At 54.2% G+C, this 18126-nt stretch carries 18 protein-coding genes; 3 read left to right on the top strand and 15 right to left on the bottom strand.

Annotated features, from left to right (window positions below):
• Positions 1–2: 2 nt before the first annotated feature.
• The 10 genes from ACMGDE_RS08505 to ACMGDE_RS08460 all read right to left on the bottom strand — a co-directional run bounded on the left by ACMGDE_RS08505 (position 3) and on the right by ACMGDE_RS08460 (position 11440).
• Positions 3–245, bottom strand: coding sequence for a MoaD/ThiS family protein (locus ACMGDE_RS08505; protein WP_436832352.1), 243 nt, complete (start codon positions 243–245; stop codon positions 3–5).
• Positions 239–979 (bottom strand): sulfite exporter TauE/SafE family protein, encoded by a 741-nt coding sequence (locus ACMGDE_RS08500; RefSeq protein ID WP_436832351.1) that lies wholly within the window; start codon positions 977–979, stop codon positions 239–241. Before ACMGDE_RS08500 ends, ACMGDE_RS08505 begins: the two co-directional genes overlap by 7 nt.
• 20 nt (positions 980–999) lie before the next feature.
• The gene (gene moaA / locus ACMGDE_RS08495; RefSeq protein WP_436832350.1) at positions 1000–1983 is read right to left on the bottom strand and encodes a GTP 3',8-cyclase MoaA; all 984 of its coding nucleotides are present in this window, start codon (positions 1981–1983) and stop codon (positions 1000–1002) included.
• 14 nt (positions 1984–1997) lie between these two features.
• Positions 1998–3737: an XdhC family protein gene (locus ACMGDE_RS08490; protein WP_436832349.1), complete on the bottom strand. Its 1740-nt coding sequence runs from the start codon at positions 3735–3737 to the stop codon at positions 1998–2000.
• 12 nt (positions 3738–3749) lie between these two features.
• Entirely contained in the window at positions 3750–4907 is a 1158-nt protein-coding gene (locus ACMGDE_RS08485) for a cysteine desulfurase family protein (protein WP_436832348.1), read from the bottom strand.
• Positions 4904–7036 (bottom strand): xanthine dehydrogenase family protein molybdopterin-binding subunit, encoded by a 2133-nt coding sequence (locus tag ACMGDE_RS08480; RefSeq protein WP_436832347.1) that lies wholly within the window; start codon positions 7034–7036, stop codon positions 4904–4906. The genes ACMGDE_RS08485 and ACMGDE_RS08480 overlap by 4 nt, the downstream gene beginning before the upstream one ends.
• Positions 7037–7093: 57 nt before the next feature.
• Positions 7094–7549, bottom strand: a complete 456-nt coding sequence (locus ACMGDE_RS08475) for a (2Fe-2S)-binding protein (RefSeq protein ID WP_436832346.1) — start codon at positions 7547–7549, stop codon at positions 7094–7096.
• A 19-nt stretch (positions 7550–7568) separates the two neighbouring features.
• Positions 7569–9722 carry a xanthine dehydrogenase family protein molybdopterin-binding subunit gene (locus ACMGDE_RS08470; protein ID WP_436832345.1) on the bottom strand — a complete coding sequence of 718 codons (2154 nt, stop codon included), beginning with the start codon at positions 9720–9722 and terminating at the stop codon, positions 7569–7571.
• Positions 9723–9739: 17 nt separating this feature from the next.
• A complete protein-coding gene (locus tag ACMGDE_RS08465; protein WP_436832344.1) occupies positions 9740–10180 on the bottom strand; it encodes a (2Fe-2S)-binding protein in 441 nt (146 codons plus the stop codon).
• A 99-nt stretch (positions 10181–10279) separates the two neighbouring features.
• Positions 10280–11440, bottom strand: coding sequence for a tetratricopeptide repeat protein (locus tag ACMGDE_RS08460; RefSeq protein ID WP_436832343.1), 1161 nt, complete (start codon positions 11438–11440; stop codon positions 10280–10282).
• Positions 11441–11554: 114 nt separating this feature from the next.
• Here ACMGDE_RS08460 and ACMGDE_RS08455 point away from each other — a divergent pair, with 114 nt between their 5' ends.
• Complete coding sequence (locus tag ACMGDE_RS08455) at positions 11555–11848, top strand: hypothetical protein (protein ID WP_436832342.1); 294 nt, start codon at positions 11555–11557, stop codon at positions 11846–11848.
• A 186-nt stretch (positions 11849–12034) separates the two neighbouring features.
• Here the strand turns inward: ACMGDE_RS08455 and ACMGDE_RS08450 are convergent, their stop codons facing one another.
• A complete protein-coding gene (locus ACMGDE_RS08450; protein ID WP_436832341.1) occupies positions 12035–12850 on the bottom strand; it encodes an alpha/beta hydrolase in 816 nt (271 codons plus the stop codon).
• Between the two features lie 20 nt (positions 12851–12870).
• Positions 12871–13764 (bottom strand): hypothetical protein, encoded by an 894-nt coding sequence (locus tag ACMGDE_RS08445; RefSeq protein ID WP_436832340.1) that lies wholly within the window; start codon positions 13762–13764, stop codon positions 12871–12873.
• Positions 13765–13835: 71 nt separating this feature from the next.
• On the opposite strand from ACMGDE_RS08445, the gene ACMGDE_RS08440 reads away from it, so the two are divergent.
• Complete coding sequence (locus ACMGDE_RS08440; RefSeq protein WP_436832339.1) at positions 13836–15176, top strand: MBL fold metallo-hydrolase; 1341 nt, start codon at positions 13836–13838, stop codon at positions 15174–15176.
• On the top strand, positions 15176–15679 hold the full coding sequence (locus tag ACMGDE_RS08435; RefSeq protein WP_436832338.1) for a rhodanese-like domain-containing protein: 504 nt from the start codon (positions 15176–15178) through the stop codon (positions 15677–15679). The genes ACMGDE_RS08440 and ACMGDE_RS08435 overlap by 1 nt, the downstream gene beginning before the upstream one ends.
• A 14-nt stretch (positions 15680–15693) precedes the next feature.
• Here ACMGDE_RS08435 and trxB read toward each other — a convergent pair whose 3' ends face one another.
• From trxB to ACMGDE_RS08420, 3 genes are all read right to left on the bottom strand, one after another.
• Complete coding sequence (gene trxB / locus ACMGDE_RS08430) at positions 15694–16647, bottom strand: thioredoxin-disulfide reductase (protein ID WP_436832337.1); 954 nt, start codon at positions 16645–16647, stop codon at positions 15694–15696.
• Between the two features lie 86 nt (positions 16648–16733).
• The gene (locus tag ACMGDE_RS08425) at positions 16734–17720 is read right to left on the bottom strand and encodes an exonuclease domain-containing protein (protein ID WP_436832336.1); all 987 of its coding nucleotides are present in this window, start codon (positions 17718–17720) and stop codon (positions 16734–16736) included.
• A gap of 173 nt (positions 17721–17893) precedes the next feature.
• Entirely contained in the window at positions 17894–18118 is a 225-nt protein-coding gene (locus ACMGDE_RS08420) for a hypothetical protein (protein ID WP_436832335.1), read from the bottom strand.
• Between the last annotated feature and the right edge of the window lie 8 nt (positions 18119–18126).

Raw genomic sequence — 18126 nt, 5'->3', positions numbered from 1 at the left:
ATCTACCCCCCCGAAAAAGGAGGCAACAAGGCTATTTCCTGCTGTACGGTCAGCAGTGTATTCTTCCGGATGATTTCTTGGTCAACCGCGATCACATACGTAGCCTGCCGCAGCGCGGGATATTGCTTATTGAGCCACTGTTGCAGTTCGTCCGTATCATTGACCAGCGGCATATCAATCCGCGAGGAGCCGATGAGGTCCGACACCCGCCCGAAACACAATATCGATAACGTGCTGTCTACCATAAGTTGGGCAAAAATAATTTAAACGACGCCACGGCCAGTACCGCGGCCAACAAAAGCTTGATGGTTCGGTGCTGGAAACGTATGGCACCGAAATAAGACCCCAATAGCCCGCCGGAGAAAGCCACTGCAACATATACCACCATGTCTGTGCTGAACTGAATGCCCTGGGTAAACTGCCCGATCAGGCCTGAAAGTGAATTGACGAAAATAAACAAGGCGCTAATGGCTGCCGCCTGCTTCTGGTTCGTCCAGGCCAGCAAGAGCAGCACTGGCGAAAGGATAACACCGCCACCGATACCCAATATGCCTGATAGTAACCCGATGGTCCCGCCGATCAGCAGCAGCCACACCGTTTTGGGGTTGGCTTGTTGGTCAACGGTGATGTCACTGAAAAATAGGAAGCGCACTACGGGAATCAGCAAAAATACGCCCAGCATTTTCTTATACAGATCCGAGTGGATGGCCATGCTTCCTCCAAGAAACGCCATGGGCACTGACGCCACTGCCAAGGGCACGAACAACTTCCGGTTGAAATAGCGCCCCTTGTAGTAAAAGGTAAACGAGGTCAAGGAAACAAAAAGATTAAGAAGCAGTGCTGTCGGTTTCATCACATCCGGTGTGATTCCAAACAGCGCCATGAGCGCCAAGTAACCGCTGGCACCGCCGTGGCCGACGGATGAATATAGAAACGCCACACCGAATAGCAGCAGATAAAAAAAAAGCACGTTGTCCATTACTTGTTCGTCCTATTTATTCATCCTCCGATACTGATCATGCTCCGATTGACCAGCTGGTCGCCCGCCAATTCTTCAAAAGGCACTTCGCCAAACTGACCGCCAAGCTTCGCTGCTTTTCCCAGGATATTCTCCCGGATCAGGTGCTCAAGGGATGCTCCCTTTCGCAGGGCCGACAGCAGATCACTTTCGTCCTTCGAAAACAGGCAGTTTTTCATCTTGCCATCCGCCGTGAGCCGCATACGGTTGCAACCTGCGCAAAAAGGCGCGCTCATGGTGCTGATAACGGCGAAGGTCCCCCGGTGCCCCGGCACCTGATAGGGCTGGCTCGTCGCATGCGGATCTTGCGAAAGCGGTACCGCTGTATATCGAGCGGCTACCAGGTCCATGATTTCCCGCTTCGAAAACACCTGATCGCCTGTCCATCGGTTGCCGGAAAACGGCATAAATTCGATGAATCGCACATCGATGGGATCGGTGCCCGTCCACGCCACAAAGTCGAGCACCTCATCGGCATTTACCCCGTTCATCACCACCATGTTGATTTTCACCCGAAATCCGCGGTCGATCGCCATCCGGATATTGGCCATGGTCCGAAAAAACTTATCCCTGCGGGTGAGCTGCTGAAACCGTTCTTCAGATAGCGTATCCAAGCTGATGTTGAGGCTACGCACCCCGGCCGATTGCAGGGCATCGAGATGCTGGTGAAGCAACGTGGCATTGGTCGTCAATGTCAGCTCCACCGGTAGCGCAGAAAGGCGCCGCACGATATCATCAAAATCCCGGCGGGCCAGCGGTTCACCCCCGGTGAGCCGGATCTTGGTGGTGCCCAGACCAACGAATACCCGGGCAATTGCTTCGATCTCGTCAGGTTGCATCAGGTGCTTCTTGGGCATAAAATCGTAGCTCTCGTCGGGCATACAGTAAAAGCACCGGAGGTTGCACACGTCGGTGAGCGAAATCCGCAGGTAGGTATGGCTTCTATGATGGGTATCTAAAATCATGACTCAGCGCAAATTTACGAAATTCGTTTCAATGTCTGTTGATACGCCGCTTGGGTATCGATGTCTGTGGCACCCAGTGGAAAATGGACCGTAGCTACCTCATCTCCCAGGCTTTCGATCACGTGTTTGGCGCCCGTATCGCCCTGGAGGGCAAGTAGCTGTGGAAAAACCGACCGATGGAAGAGCGCCGGCACTCCTTTTCGTGCGGCATAGTAACTGGCAGTTACCGGTGCGCCTGTCGATTGTTGCCGGCGGATCAACGCGAGGAGATGGTCGGTGTCAACGTGCGGTTGGTCGCACAGCATGATCGTCAGATATGCGATCTGCGGGTAATGCGCACGGACATGCTCCACGCCGCATCGAATGGACGTAGCCATACCGGATTGATAATCGGGATTGACCACGATATCGACACCCATTCCGTAGAGCTGTTGAGCCATGGCCTCCGCGTCGGGTCCCAAAACTACCGTGACCGTCGTGCCTACACCCAAAGCCGCTTGAACGGCGTGCTGCAGCAGGGTCTGTCCCCGATAGGGCAACTGTTGCTTGGGTGTTCCCAGCCGTTTCGATTCGCCAGCAGCCAGCAGCAAAATGCCATAGGCCTCCAAGGAAGGTCTAATACGTGTTTGCCGCTGGTGTATTGGTCCCGACAGGTCGCGCAGGTGATCGCCCCTTCTTCCGGCAAATACCGCCTTGATCTCGGCGACGACGGATAATGCGATTTCTTCAGGTGTTTCCGCACCGATGTCAAGGCCGATCGGACCGTATATGCGCGATTGCCCGGCGGGGAACGCGTCATGGCCCTCCTGTGTCAGTTCTTCCAGCATCCGCTCACGTTTTTTTGCCGGTCCGAGTATGCCGATGTAGTTTGCAGGGCTGCCAATGGCGGCGGTGAGGATTGCCTTGTCATATGCATAATGGTGTGACATCAGCACAATGGCCGTCTGCTCATCGATGGTTACCTGCTGCAGGGCTTCCACGGGATCCGATACAATGACCTGACACGTGGGGAAGCGCGCGGCATTGGCATAACCAGGCCGGCCATCGATCAGCGTGAGGTCCCAACCCAGCAGTTCGGCCAGTGCTGCCAACGGCAGCACGTCGTTACCCGCACCGGCCACGACCAGTGCCGGAGAAGGGGGGATGTAGTCTATGAATGCGGTTATCGCAGCGGTGTCTCCCTCCAACGGCGGGTACTGCACGAACGCGGCGCCCTGCCCCGCCAGCGCCTGCCCGACATCGGCCATGAGCGGTTTAGATGCCCACGAGGGGGCTGCGCCCGCTAAGACGCCTTCATGGGCAACCGCAAAATGCGTACCTTGGATGCTGTTTTTTTTATCATCCGGTGTAAAGAATGTCACCAACACCGAGGGTCTTCGCTTCGCTGCCACCTGCTCCAGCAGGGAGATGGGAGTTTCCTCGGCTTCGGGGCTGATCGGTTCAATCAGTACCCGGATGATGCCGTTGCAGCCGAGACCGACTCCCCATATCGCACCATCCTCCGCTGCCGTATCGTAGGTGACCAGCATCGGCCGTTCTTCTTTCATCACCAGCAGGGCCTTACGCAGCGCATCCCCCTCGAGGCAACCACCGCTGATCGCTCCAGTGAGCATGCCATCTTCGGTGACCAACATGCGGGCGCCCGGACTCCGGTAGGAAGACCCTTCGATATGCACCACCGTGGCCAGCGCTGTCCGCTTTTTCAGCGCGCGGGCCGATTGATATGCCTGAATGATTTGCTTGATTTCTTTCATGCGAACTAAACACTAACCTATCGCCTCCAATGCCATAATCACCTTTTCGAGCTGCACCACTGCCTCATCTACCTCATCCGATGTGGTAAACCGCCCGAGACTGATGCGGATTGCACGGTGCGCCTCATGATCATCCAATCCCATGGCCCGTAGCACGTGCGAGGGTTGCTGTACCAGTCCGGCGCAGGCACTGCCCCTGCTTAACGCCAGGTATGGCGACACGGAAAGCAGCAGTTGCTCAGCGTTGCCATCGGGCAGCAGCAGGTTACTCACATGCGGCAGCCGCTCGCCTCCACCGTTGATCGCCATGCCGGGCACACGTTGGAATAGGGTCTGCTCCAATCGGTCCCGTAGTCCCCGCACACGAGACGACTCCGTCGCCAGTTCCCGTCGGCACAGTTCCGCCGCCTTGCCAAACCCCACGATGCCGGGTGTGTTCAGCGTGCCGCTTCGCAGCCCCCGCTCTTGGTTGCCGCCGTGCTGCTGCGACAGCAGATCAGCTTTCGGACCGTCGTGGCGAACAAATAGGCCCCCCACCCCCTTTGGGCCGTACAGCTTATGTGCCGAAAAAGCCAATAAGTCGATGGCATCGCCTTCAACATCCACCGGTATCTTGCCTGCCGCCTGCGTGGCATCGCACAGGAAATGAACCCCATGCTTCCGGGCGATGGACCCAATGGTCCTGACGGGATGGATGACCCCCGTTTCATTATTGGCATACATCAGTACGATGCAGATCGTTTGGCTGCCAATGGCCGACTCCACCGCTTCGGGGGCAAGTTTGCCCTGTGCATCGACGTCGAGGTAGGTCACCCGGTAGCCTTTCGTTTCCAAATAAGCACAGGTGTCCAGTACCGCCTTATGCTCCGTTTTGCAGGTGATGATGTGGTTTCCGCTTTTCGCCAACGCCTCGGCAACACCCTTGAGGGCTAAGTTGATCGATTCCGTTGCGCCGGAGGTAAAGATGAGCTGCCTGGCACTGGCGCCGATAAGACTGGCTACCTGTTCGCGCGCTTCATCCACTGCCTCCCGGGCCTGCCAGCCATAGTAATGATCGGCGCTTGCCGCATTACCGAACTGTTGGGTGAAGTAGGGCAGCATGGCCTCCACCACACGCGGGTCGCATGGTGTTGTCGCGTTATAATCCAGGTATATCGGTTGCCGGGTCATGCAAAGAGTCCACTCTTGATAAACGGCTGCGCCCGCAGGCGCACACCCGTAGCGGCGAACACCGCATTGGCTACAGCAGGACCAGCCGGTGGCAATCCGGGCTCACCCAGTCCTGTCGGGTCGATATCGCTCTCGATAAACTGAATATCGACTTCAGGCACGTCCGCCATCCGGATCATGCGGTAGGTGTTGAAGTTCACTTGGTCCGGCTTACCCTTGGTGAGTGTCAGTTCGGGGTACATGGCATGGCCGATGCCGTCGATAATCCCTCCTTCGACCACGTTTTCAGCGCCGCTTTTGTTGACGACAATGCCGCAATCCACGGCGCAATAGATTTTTCGGATACGTACCTTGCCGCTGTCCAGCTTTTCCACTTCGGCCACCTGCGCCACATAGGAACTGAACGAATACTGTGCGGCTATTCCCTGAAAGATATTGGCGCCTTTTGAAGCCCCCCATCCAGCCATCTCCGCAGCCTTTTTAATGACACCCGCGAAGCGATCCGGATCGTACTCCAACTCCCCGACGGGCTGTTGTTTGGCTTGTCCGAGCACTTCCAGCCGGAACGCCACCGGATCTTTACCGATCCCATGGGCGATTTCATCAAAGAACGACTGCTCCGAAAAAGCAATAAAGTTGTGGATAGGTCCACGCCACGGAGCAGTGGTAACGGGGGTTTTATATTCTTCCGCATCCACTTGCAGGTTGGCCACCGCACCTGCGGGGAAGCTGCCCGCACGGGCCGGGTTGCCGGTGGTACCCACCGACTGGTGGTGCCAGGCAATAAGCTTTCCGTCAGCATCCACCGCTGCCTTATAGCGATAGGTACACATCGGGCGGTAAAATCCGCCGCCCATATCGTCTTCGCGCGACCAGATCAGGTTTACCGGCACGCCCGCCGCCTTGGACACCAGGGCGGCCTCCTCGACAAAGTCCGACATCAACCGGCGCCCGAATCCCCCGCCCATGCGGGTCATCATTACGGTTACCTTTTCTTCGGGCATACCCAGCAATTTGGCTACGGTAGTGCGCGTACGCTCGGGTGTTTGGATCGGCCCGTAAAGCTCCACGCCATCGGCACGTACATCGGCAAAGAAGTTCATCGGCTCCATGGTATTATGCGCCAAGAACGGTGCTTCATACACAGCCTCGAAAACCTTGCTCCCGCCGGTGCCGAAAGCCTGCTGCACGTTGCCATCCTTGCGCTGGGGCGTTCCCGTAGGCGGTTTCTTCACCAGTTCACGGAAGTTGCGCTGATAATCTGCTGTGCTTTCCATGGACGGACCGTCTTCCCACTCGGCTTTTATCTTTTTGGCGCCCTGCATCACCTCCCAGGTCGACCTCCCCAGCACGGCAATCTTGTTTTCAAGGCGCAGCACCTGTTCGACACCCGGCTGCTGCTTGGCTTCGGTGTCATCATAGGATTTCAGCGTCTGGCCGAACGCCGGGGGGCGCAGCAGCGTAGCATACTTCATCCCTTCGCGCTTGGTATCAATCCCGTATTTATATTGTCCGGTCACGATGGCCCGGTTGTCAACATTCGGGATCCGCTGGCCGATGATAGCAAACGAGCCAATGGCCTTGGTGGGCACATCTGGCGGAACTTCCATGGTGGCCGCCTTTTCGACCAGCTTGCCGTAGCCAGCCTTCTTGCCCGAGTCCTGATGCATCACCTGCCCTTTCTCGGTGGTACAGGTTTCGGCAGCGACACCCCACTCCGCGGCGGCAGCGTTGATCAGCATTTGGCGGGCCGTAGCCCCCGCGCCGCGAAACGATTCCCAGCTATCGCGGATCGAACCGCTTCCACCCGCGATCTGCCGCGTATATTTCACGGTATCCAACCCCGCTTGTTCTACCCGCACATCCTTCCAATCCACATCGAGCTCTTCCGCTACCAGCATCGGCAAAGCGGTCTTCACCCCTTGTCCGATCTCCGGATTCGGATTCATGAGGGTGACCACCCCATTGGTATCGATTTTGACAAACGCGTTGAGCTCATACACCACTTCCTCTCCCTGCGGCGTGCTGCAGGAAGAAAACAATTTGAACCCCAGGATAAGGCCCCCTCCCGCGAATGCGCCGATGCGGATAAAGTCCCGCCTGCTTACTGTATGTTGTTGCGTACTCATTGTTCTTGCTAGTTAAGATTACTCATTCATTGACCTACCGATACAATCCTGTTGGCACTACGCCTCTTCCGCAGCCAGCTTGATGGCTTTTTTTATGCGGTTATAGGTACCGCAGCGACAAATGTTGGTCATCGATTCAAGGATATCCTCATCGGTCGGGTTTGGATTTTTTTTCAGCAGTGCGGCGGCGGTCATGATCTGTCCGGCTTGGCAGTAGCCGCATTGGGGAACGTCGATCGTCTCCCAGGCCCGCTGTACGGGATGGTCGCCGTCTTCAGAGAGCCCCTCAATCGTGGTAATGGGCTGGTCAGCGACACTTTCCACGGGAATGGAACACGACCGTACGGCCGCATCAGCCACATGGACCGTGCAGGCGCCGCACTGCGCAATGCCGCAACCAAATTTCGTGCCGGTGAGGCCGATAAAATCGCGCAACACCCACAGAAGCGGCATCTGCGGGTCTGCGTCTACGTCATACTTTTTGTTGTTGACCTTGAGCTGGAATGTTGCCATCGTATGTGTGATTAGTTAGTCAATTATTCGTTCGTTTAAGTCCCTGTGGAATCAGCGGCAAGCCTTGCAATTTGATTCCGGTTGCATCCGCAATGGCATTGCGGATGGCTGGCGCAACCCCCACGATCGGTGTCTCCCCCGCACCTGCGGATGGGATGTCTTTCCGGTCGAGCAGCACAATGTCCAGCGGTGGAATGTCTGTAAAGCGCGGTACCCGATAGCTCGATAGCGAGGCATTCAGGATACGGCCGTCCTTGAAATCGACGGCTTCAAACAGCGCACCGCCGAGCCCCTGCAACACGGCACCCAGCACCTGACTTTCAAGATGTACCGGATTGATGATGGCGCCGCAGTCATAAGCAGCCACTAAACGGACCACATGAAGTTGTTCCGCCGCTTCGTCGTAAGCCACTTCTGCACAGGTGGCGATATAGGAGTTTTTCAAGAAGCCGCAGGCGATGCCGTAGCCATGCCCCGGCGCCTTAGTGCCTTTCCAGCCAAACCGCTCTGCCGCGGCTTCAAGCACCGCTTTCAGTCGTTCGTCGGTTACCTTGCTTAAGCGGAATTCCAGCGGATCCTGCTGCCGTTGCCCGGCCAGGTCATCCATCATGCTTTCGATGGCAAACACATTGGCTGCACCCGCCAGGCCCCGGTATGAGCCTTGCTTCAACGGGGTCTGCGAAGGATGGAATTGAATATGTTTGACCCCTGCTTGGTAGGGCAATTCAATGCCGGCATTGCCTGAATTGTAGTTATGAAATTCCCAGGAGGCAATGGCACCGGCGCTGTCCAGGGATGCCGCCACCTCGATCAAGCCTGCAGGCCTGAAATAGGCCCACTTAAACTCTTCCTCGCGTGTCCACACCACTTTCACAGGTTTGCCCACCGCTTTGGATAACCTTGCCGCTTCCACAGCAGCCTCCCCGCTGTGTTTGCCCCCATAGCCCGAGCCGGTATCGGGCATGATCACGCGCACGTTTTCCTTAGCGATACCGAAAGCCCCTGCAAGCTCTTCCTGCACGCCGAACGGCCGCTGGGTACCCGCCCATACGGTGAGCTGCCCATCTTCCCACCGTGCGACGGCCGCGCGCGGCTCCAACGGCACGTGGGCAATGTACTGAACTTCTATCCGGCTTTCCAGGCGGACCGGCGCGCGCGCGAACACCTCGCGGGTTGCGGCCTGCGTACCGTTGTCGTCCCCGTCTTGCTGTGCGTGTTCTTTCAAATGGGCAAAGAGTTCCGCTTTCGATGGTTGGGCAGCGGTTTTCCATTGTGCCTCCATCTTCGATAGCGCATGGGTAGCCGTCTGCGGATCGGGGGCTACCACACCGATGAAATCGCCCGCTTCGACCACCTCCACACCGGGCATGGCCTTTGCGTTTTCCGTGTCTGCTGAGACAAATGATGCGCCGTATGCCGGCGCCCGCAGGGTCTTTCCGTACACCATCCCAGGCAGTACCATGTCTGATGTATATTGGTGCTTTCCGGTGACAAAATCCCTTCCATTAACCTTGGGCACCGACGTGCCTGCTACGGTCCACTCCGAAGCTGGCGTAAGCGCTACGTCGTCATTCAGGGGGAGCAACAACTGCTTTCCCTTCGTGAGCGCACCGTAGTCCAATATCCGTCCGGATGCACCGTGGACGATCGTCCCTGCTTTCGCTTGCAGCGATGCCGCCGGCACCTGCCACTCCTTTGCAGCCATCTCCGCCAGCGCTTCCCGCAAGGAAGCCGCTGCCTTGCGCAGTTGCGGACCCATATAGGGGGTGGTGCGGCTACCGTACGTACCGGCATCAAAGGGGGTTACCGAGGTATCGCCCATGATCATATGGATACGCTGCACCGGCACAGACAGTTCCTCGGCGACAACCTGGGCCAAAGAGGTGCGGATATTCTGCCCTACTTCCACTTTGCCCGTAAAGACCGAGACCGAACCATCTTCCGAAATGTGTATCCAGGCCGCGATCGAGTTTTCATCGACAGCTAAGGTTTCTGCAATTGACGAAGATCCGTCTAAACCATATACGCACGACTGGGTAAGGGCAATGGCCATGCCCCCGCCCAATAGTCTGAAAAAATTACGCCTGGTAATGGTCTGTCCTGAAGCGTTGGCTTCCAGGATATCGGCGGTATCTTGGGCGGACGTGCTACTCACTGCGGTTACCTTATCCATGACGCTTTTTCTTATGGCTATGCGTTGCTGATTGCTTTCATGATCCGGGGATACACGCAGCAACGGCAAATATTGACCTGCATGGCATTGATGATCTCCTGTTGGTTTGGTTTAGGATTTTGGTTTTTTAATGCGACGGCGGATATGATCATGCCTGAGGAACAATAGGCACATTGAAAGGCATCTTCATCCAGAAAAGCCTGCTGCACCGGATGCAGCTGCCCATCTTTCTCCAGTCCCTCGATCGTTACGATTTCCTTGTTTTGGACACTGACCGCCGGTGTGATGCAGGAGGGCACCGCGTGACCATCGATGAGCACCCGGCAGGCTCCGCACACGCCTTCCCCACATCCGTATTTGGCACCCGTGAGTTTCAACTGTATCCGGAGCGTATCCAGCAGGCTGGCATTGTCCGGCACATCGATGCGATATTCATGGCCATTTACATGAAGAATCATAACAAGGCATTTTTCATGACATCATACCTTTTGGTAGATGCAATCAAATATAACAGAAACTGGAAAACTATGCAAATGAGTGACTTGATTGTTACCGAACTATTCCGGCGCGATCTCGTCTATGCGCTTATGCGCATAATCCACGTAAACACGTTCCTCCTGAGGTAGCTGCTGTTTGAGATATAAGCGATAGTAGCGCAGGGCATTGCGGGTATCGCTCAATTTGCGGTCGTATAATACAGCAAGGCTATAATAATGCAACGGAATCACTTCAAACTGAAAACTACGCAGGTAACTTGACGCCGCAGCGGATGGTTGGTTGGCCAGGTCGTGCAAATCCGCCTTGCGTCCGTAATAAAAAGCAGCGTTTGGTGATATAGCCAGTGCCAGCACCTTATCCATGCATTCCAGTCCATCCTTGTACCGCTTCAAGGTCTTATAGGCCATCGCTAAATAGTAATAATCGATTTCGCCCATCTGCTCATAAATGGCGAGCAGGCGTTCATAGGTCTGCTGGCAACCGATGAAATCGTCGATATGAAAATACCCTTTGGCCAATATGGACAGTACTTGCTGGCTTTCGTCACCCTGCTCCACCAATCGCTCGCCCACATTCACCACTTCCAGGTAATTTTCCAGTTTCTCTGCCACTTTAATTTTCCCCAACAGCAGCAAACCGTGCTCCGGATCGGCTTGCAGCGCCCGCTGCAACACCGTGTCGGCCTCGGGATGCCGCTCTAGATCCATGCACAACTGGGCAAAATCGTACGCAATGTCGCTGTTCACAGGTTGTATTTGATTGGCCCGCCGGAGGTAGTGATATGCCGAATCCAGCTCACCACGCCTTCTCATCAAGCCCGAAAGCGCATCATATGCGGCCACATGGGCGCTGTCTACCGCGATGATCCGCTGGTAATAGCCAGCCGCGGGCAGGTATTGTCCGCGGCGGATGTGGATCGCCGCCAAATTTGACAATGTCGAGGTATTCGTGCTGTCCAATGCATACAATTGGAGGTAATACCGGGTGGCCTGCCCATAATCACCCGCCATGCGATAACAATAACCCAACCGGCTTAACACCGTTGGATCGGCAATGGTGTCAGGGTAATACTGTTTGAGATATTCCGCAGCCTCACGATACTGTTGAGATTGATAAAACTCAAGCAACCTGTTATTGTCCGGTTGCCTATTTTGAGCATATCCGACCACTATCGATAACCAACAGCAGGCCAGCACCGCAATATAAAAGACCTTATTCATAACACATCAATTTATACAACTAAATCTTTCGCAATATAACTAATCAATTAGTTTATTGCAAAACATTTTGCCGCCTTTATTGTTTACCTACCTAACACCAGACATAATTTGATCATGGATAAGTTGCAGAAATTCGAACTGATGGAAAAAATCGTCCGGGAATTGGAGGATTTAAAACGGAGCCAGCAGGCAGTATTAGAAAAAATCGGCAAGGTAGAGGTAGATAATATCGAAATAGGCGACAATCGCCTGAGCGAAATATTGCCGGATATTTACCAGCGCACTGCCGAAAATGCAGAAGCTATTACCGAATTATTGGCTGCATTCGCAGCAAAGACCGATGATTTTGCGGCTAAAAACAATGTCGACCAACTTCGGCAGCAGCAGGAACTCGGCGGTAATAAATAGCAGGTGACCACCGTAAAAAGGGAAGTCCTGATGAATTAGGCATCAGGACTTGCTTTAAGTTTATAACCGGCTAGTTTGTGCAATAAAATTAGGAAAAATAAGTCGAGAATGTCAACCCATTTATTCAAAAAAGTCATATTTTTTTAGATATAAATCACAATCAACTGAAAATCAACCAAAATAACGTTATTTTCCGCTTTCGAAAAATACACTGAAATACAGCAACTGGTAAGGGATGGATTGCTTCCAATAATCCCAATTATGTGCGCCCGGACCGGTGATGTAGGTATGTGGGATATTGCGCTCCAGCAGTTTACGGTGCAGTTGTTCATTCACGCCGTAGAAGAAATCGTCGACACCGCAGTCGATCACCAATGCCAATGACTGGGGCGTCAGGCGGTGGAGCTGTTCAACGACGGTATGGGCATCCCAATCTTCGGGATGCTCCGCATAACTTCCCAACCGCTCGGCCATATTCCATTGCAGCGGAAAAGGGCGTATGTCTACCCCACCGGCCGTGCTACCAGCGGCACCGAATACATCCTGATGCCGCATGGCCAGGTACAATGCACCGTGCCCACCCATGCTTAAGCCGGTGATGGCTCTGCCTTTACGGTTGCTGATCGTCTTGTATTGCTCATCAACCCAGGCGACCAACTCAGTGGCCACAAAGGTCTCATACCGAAACGACTGATCGACGGGACTATCCCAGTACCAACTGCTACGCCCGCCATCTGGACATACGATCATCAATCCGTATCGGTCAGCCAGAACCTTGATTTCGGGAACACCATTGATCCAGTCGGCATAATTACCGCCATGGCCATGAAGGAGGTATACCACGGGCACCGCAGCCTTGTCTGCGTATCCTTCCGGGGTGATGACCACCGTTTTGATGCCCTTATTCATGGCTGCACTGGCCACGGAGATGGTGTCGACCTCGGCTCCTTCGGTGTTCGCCACAGCAAACATGAACAAGACAATGCTTAAATAGACTTTCATGTTAATCGTTGTGTTATACGTTATAATCGCCGGTAAAAATACAAAACCGCAGTCAAACCAAAGGGTGCCTCGCTCAGGGTATAATAACCACTTCCGTCTCGCGAAAAAGCGATGGCTTCCCCCTGTGGTTCGGGCTCATAAGGCAGTCGGATCGGCGTCCGGCTCATCATCTCGGATACCGATTCGCCCGCATTGCGCTTCCAATAAAACACGCCCAATAGGTTCTTCATCAATAATTCCGTCCCGTCCGGACTGATATCGGCTGCCGTGATAAAGGTAAATGGCAGGGAGGCCACACGATGGAGGGTCAAGGTATCCGTAGCCATCGCGGGCAGATCCACGACATACAGCCCTACGGCCAGGTCCCGTTTGCTAATGAGGTATAGCCGCTTCTCCACCGGGTCGAAAAACAAGGATTCGGCATCCCGCGGGCCGTCTTCATACCGCATGGTATAGGAACGTATCCGTTCTCGCGGAATCGTATCGATGTCCGGTACACCAGCGGGGTCCTGTACGTCAATCTGCGGTTCTTCAAATACGTGAACCTGTACATTCGGGCGCCGGTTTTGGTTGTCGCCAATATCGCCGACAATGAGGTAATGCCGTCCTTGTTGCTCCATCATCCCGATATCCTCCCAGTCACGGGCTTCAATCCCTTGCAGATAAAACGTTGCTTGGTGCCTGGCCGAATCATCCATGAGAAATATCCGGGCCTTGTCGCCACTGTCGTTATGTGTCCAGAAATGACGGGGATGCGCCACGGCGGCCACCAGCCCCGAAGCCTCATTGATCGTACTGCCTTTTATTTTGCCATGGGCCTCGCCATTGGCGAACGGCGTCGTGCCTTGTGCCCATACACCCGCGATTGCTAAACAGCACCCAACCAGTATGGCTAATCTTCTTATGATCCACATGCCGCCAAAAATACAGATTAATTTACCACCAAAACATTTTCTGTATCTTTGCGGCGAACGTTGTCTCACATATGAATATACATCAATTTTATGATAACGGATTAGCGCAAGCTTCTTACGCCATTGTCAGTGAAGGACAACTGGCATTGATTGATCCGGCGCGTGATCCACAACCCTACATCACCTTTGCCGCTCAACAGCAGGCTCAGATTTCTGCCATCATCGAAACGCATCCGCATGCGGATTTTGTCAGTTCGCATTTGGAGTTGCATCAGCTCACGGGGGCACCTATTTATACCAGTCACCTCGTGGGAGCTGAATATCCCCACAAGACCTTCGATGATGGCGACCGCATCGCCTTGGGCGCGGTTTCCTTGGAGGCCATCAATACACCTGGGCATTCGCCCGATAGCATCTGCATCCTCTTGTTGGACGAGCGAAACCGCCCGCACGCGGTATTTACCGGCGACACTCTTTTCGTGGGCGATGTGGGTCGGCCTGATCTACGGGAGAACGTGGGGCACCTCACGGCGAAGGCAGCAGCGTTGGCCAAGCAGTTATACCATTCTACACGGGAGAAACTGATGGTCCTCCCCCCCGATGTGTTGGTATACCCTGCCCATGGACCGGGTTCACTCTGCGGCAAAAACATCAGCAGCGACCTCCAAAGCACCATAGGACGGGAAATCAGCGGCAACTATGCCCTTCAGCCGATGAGCGAAGATGATTTTGTCTCCTTGGTATTGGAACAGCAGCCTTTCGTCCCCCATTATTTTGAATTCGATGTGGCGCTTAACAAAAAAGGGGCGGCTGCGTTCACCAAGAGCATTGAAGCCATTCCGGTGCTTAGCCACGCAGAGGGGGTCGCAGCAGGCACCCTCGTGATAGACGGACGGCCGCAGGACCAATTCAAGGCTGGCCACTTGCGGGACGCCATCAATATACCCGATGGACTCCGGTTTGAAACCTGGCTGGGCACGGTGGTAAAACCCGGTGAGCCATTTTACTTGTCGGCAGCCGACCGCCGACAGTTGGATACGCTGATCCGAAAAGCCGCAAAAATTGGCTATGAGCAGCAGGTAAAGGCGCTGGTGGCCATAGCTGGTGGTCCATCCGTGTCGGTTCCGTTTGATTTTGCGGACTTCGGAGAACACCCTGAGGACTATACCGTGGTTGATATCCGCAATGCTTCGGAAACGGGCGGGACGCTTATTTTCGACCATGCGATTCCCATTCCGCTGCCCGAACTGCGGGCCAAGGCGCATCAACTTCCCACTGAAAAACCCATTGTGGTGCACTGTGCCGGGGGATACCGGTCGACCATCGGTGCGAGTATCGTTGCAGCCGCGTTGACCGATGCGACTGTACAGGACATGGGGACACATATTTCGGACTTTGTACCGGCAAGCTGATGTGGAAACTATTATTGATTCAAGCATGTTTGACGCTCGGTCACCAGCAGCAGGATTCAACGATTAATCCCGATTTCAGTGCCCGGTTGAACAGTGTTTACCGACACAGCGTACCCACGGTTACGGTAAGCGAATTACCGGCGCTGATGAAGCAAGGCGCAGTCATACTGGACGCACGAGAGCAGGATGAATTTGACGTAAGCCACCTGAAACATGCGCGGCACGTGGGTTATATTTGGTTTGACATGCGCAAGGTATACGATATCCCGAAGCGTGATACCATCGTGGTCTATTGCGCCATTGGCAGCCGCAGCGAACGCATCGCCGAGAAACTCCAGAAAGCCGGTTACCGGCACGTATACCATTTATTTGGCGGCATATACGAATGGGTCAACCAGCGGAATCCGGTATACAACAACGACAGCGTGCAGACGACCGAAATCCACGTGTACGACAATAACTGGTCGCAATGGCTCGAAAATGGGTCTAAAGTATACGATTGACGGGATTGACGAGCTTATACCATAGCGTGCTCCTTGGCAGCGAGGTAACGCTCGGCCTCCAACGCCGCCATGCACCCCGTTCCAGCTGCGGTCACCGCCTGGCGGTAGATATGGTCCTGCACGTCTCCGCAGGCAAATACACCCTCCATATTCGTACGCGTGCTGCCCGGCTTGGTGATGAGATAGCCGTTGGCATCCATATCCAGCATCCCTTGGAATAATTCGGTATTGGGCTTATGGCCGATCGCGACGAAAAATCCGGTCACGGGCAGCAACGTCTCCTCCAGTGTCTGGTTATTATACACCAGCACCCCAGTCACACTCTGTCCATCGCCGACAATCTCTTTCGTTTCTGAGTGGTAGTGTATTTCGATGTTCGGCGTATTCAGCACCCGATGCTGCATGGCTTTGGACGCCCGGAATTCTTCCCTGCGCACCAACATATGCACCTTATTGGCCAGCTTGGCCAGATAGGTCGCTTCTTCCGCCGCCGTATCACCAGCCCCAACGATCGCGACATCCTGCCCCTTGAAAAAGAAACCGTCGCACACCGCGCAGGCTGACACACCGAAGCCGTTATATTTTTGTTCGCTTTCCAGTCCCAACCATTTGGCCGTAGCACCCGTAGCGATGATCACCGTTTCAGCGGTTACGGTTTTCTCTCCATCCACAACCACCTTGTGCACATCGCCCGAAAAGTCTACAGACGTAATGTAACCAAAGCGTATATCTGTGCCGAAACGCGCTGCTTGATTTCTAAAATCCTCCATCATTTGAGGCCCTTGCACACCAGCCGGATAGCCCGGGAAATTGTCCACCTCCGTGGTTTGCGTAAGCTGGCCTCCGGGCACGATACCCGTATACAACACCGGCTTGAGATCGGCCCGGGCAGCATAGATGGCAGCGGTATACCCCGCAGGTCCGGAGCCGATGATCAAACATTTCACGTGTTCGGTTTCTTGTGACATAGTTGCTTTTTTGACGTACAAAAATAGGGCTTTCCCTTCGCTAATTCAACAGTGTTTTGTCAGTTGCGGGTAAGTATTGGAGCACCTTATTTCCCAAACTTTTCCTGCAAGCTTTTCAGCATGTCATCCGTGATCGGCTTGGGTTTCTGTTTCGCGGGTTGTTGTTGCTGTCTGTCAGCGGGCTTGTCCTGAATGGGCTGCGTACTTGCCGTTGCCGGTTTTTGAGGGGCTTCCTGCTTGATGCTGGCTGCAGCGCGTTCTTCTCTTTGTTTGATTCGGAAGCGTTGCCATATCCTGTCCAGGCATTTTTTGGTATACAGCGGGAAATCACCCTGCATGATCCACGAATAATAGCTGGGCTCTACGGCAAAAACCTCTTCCACGGGCCGTCCCTTATGTTTTCCGAAGTTGAACACTTCCTTGCCCTGATCATCAAACACCATCCGTCCGGCAAAGTCCACAGGGCGGCTTAAGTTGGTAAACCGGTGCAGCGCCTCCACATCATTGACCACCGGGATAGATTTATTGCCCAGCTTATCTTCCCACTCCGCATCTTGATAGCGGTCCAGCTGCGACTTCAGCACCTCATAGGTTGCTTTCACATCGTCTTCAGCACTGTGAGCATTGTCCAGGCTCTTTTCGCAATAAAAGCGATAAGCAGCTTTAAGCGTACGCTGTTCCATTTGATGGAAGATGTTTTGCACGTCCACAAAATGCCGCCCTTCCAACGAAAAATCCACACCAGCGCGGATAAACTCCTCCATCAGCATGGGAATATCAAACTTGTTCGAGTTGTACCCGGCCAGATCGGCATCCCCAATGAAATCAGACAGCTCCCGGGCGACCTCCTTAAACGTAGGTGAACCCTCCACATCTTTATCATAGATGCCGTGAAAAAGGGTCGATTCCAAGGGTATGGGCATTTCGGGGTTGATTTTCAACGTTTTCACCGCCTCATCGCCATCCGGGGAAACCCTGAGGATGGAAATCTCTACGATACGGTCTGCGGATATGTTTACGCCGGTGGTTTCCAAGTCAAAAAACGCCAACGGACGTGTCAATTTGAGATTCATTTGTGAATAGTTATTCGTGTGTGTAATCAATTAGTGCGGAGACGCGGGTTCATGTTGCCAAAATTGAGTTGAAGGATACAGCTTCCTTCTCGAGTTGTTCGATTGCCATTGCTCCGCAAAGGTAAACAATAATTTTTATTTACCGATGCGGATGATCCCAGCATAGCTGCCGGCTATAATTGATATTCCATCGGTTCGCAGGTGATGCCTTCCCGCGCCAGTAGTTGCTCAACCCTTCGTGGGTGGAGGTTGAGCGCGACGATGCGGAGCACGCGGTCGCAATCTTCTAGGTCAACCGTCCATTGCTTAATGGAATCGACAGTCCCCAACGCCGTCGCTACCCGCTGCACACGTTCCGTGGTGTGCACATCGGTTTTGAAGATGAGTATCTCGGTCATGTTGCTTT

It is taken from the genome of Parapedobacter brassicae (assembly GCF_051400755.1).
Classification (GTDB): Bacteria; Bacteroidota; Bacteroidia; order Sphingobacteriales; family Sphingobacteriaceae; genus Parapedobacter.
Note: the sequence above shows the minus strand (reverse complement) of the source record. Positions and strands in the feature narration are given on the sequence as shown.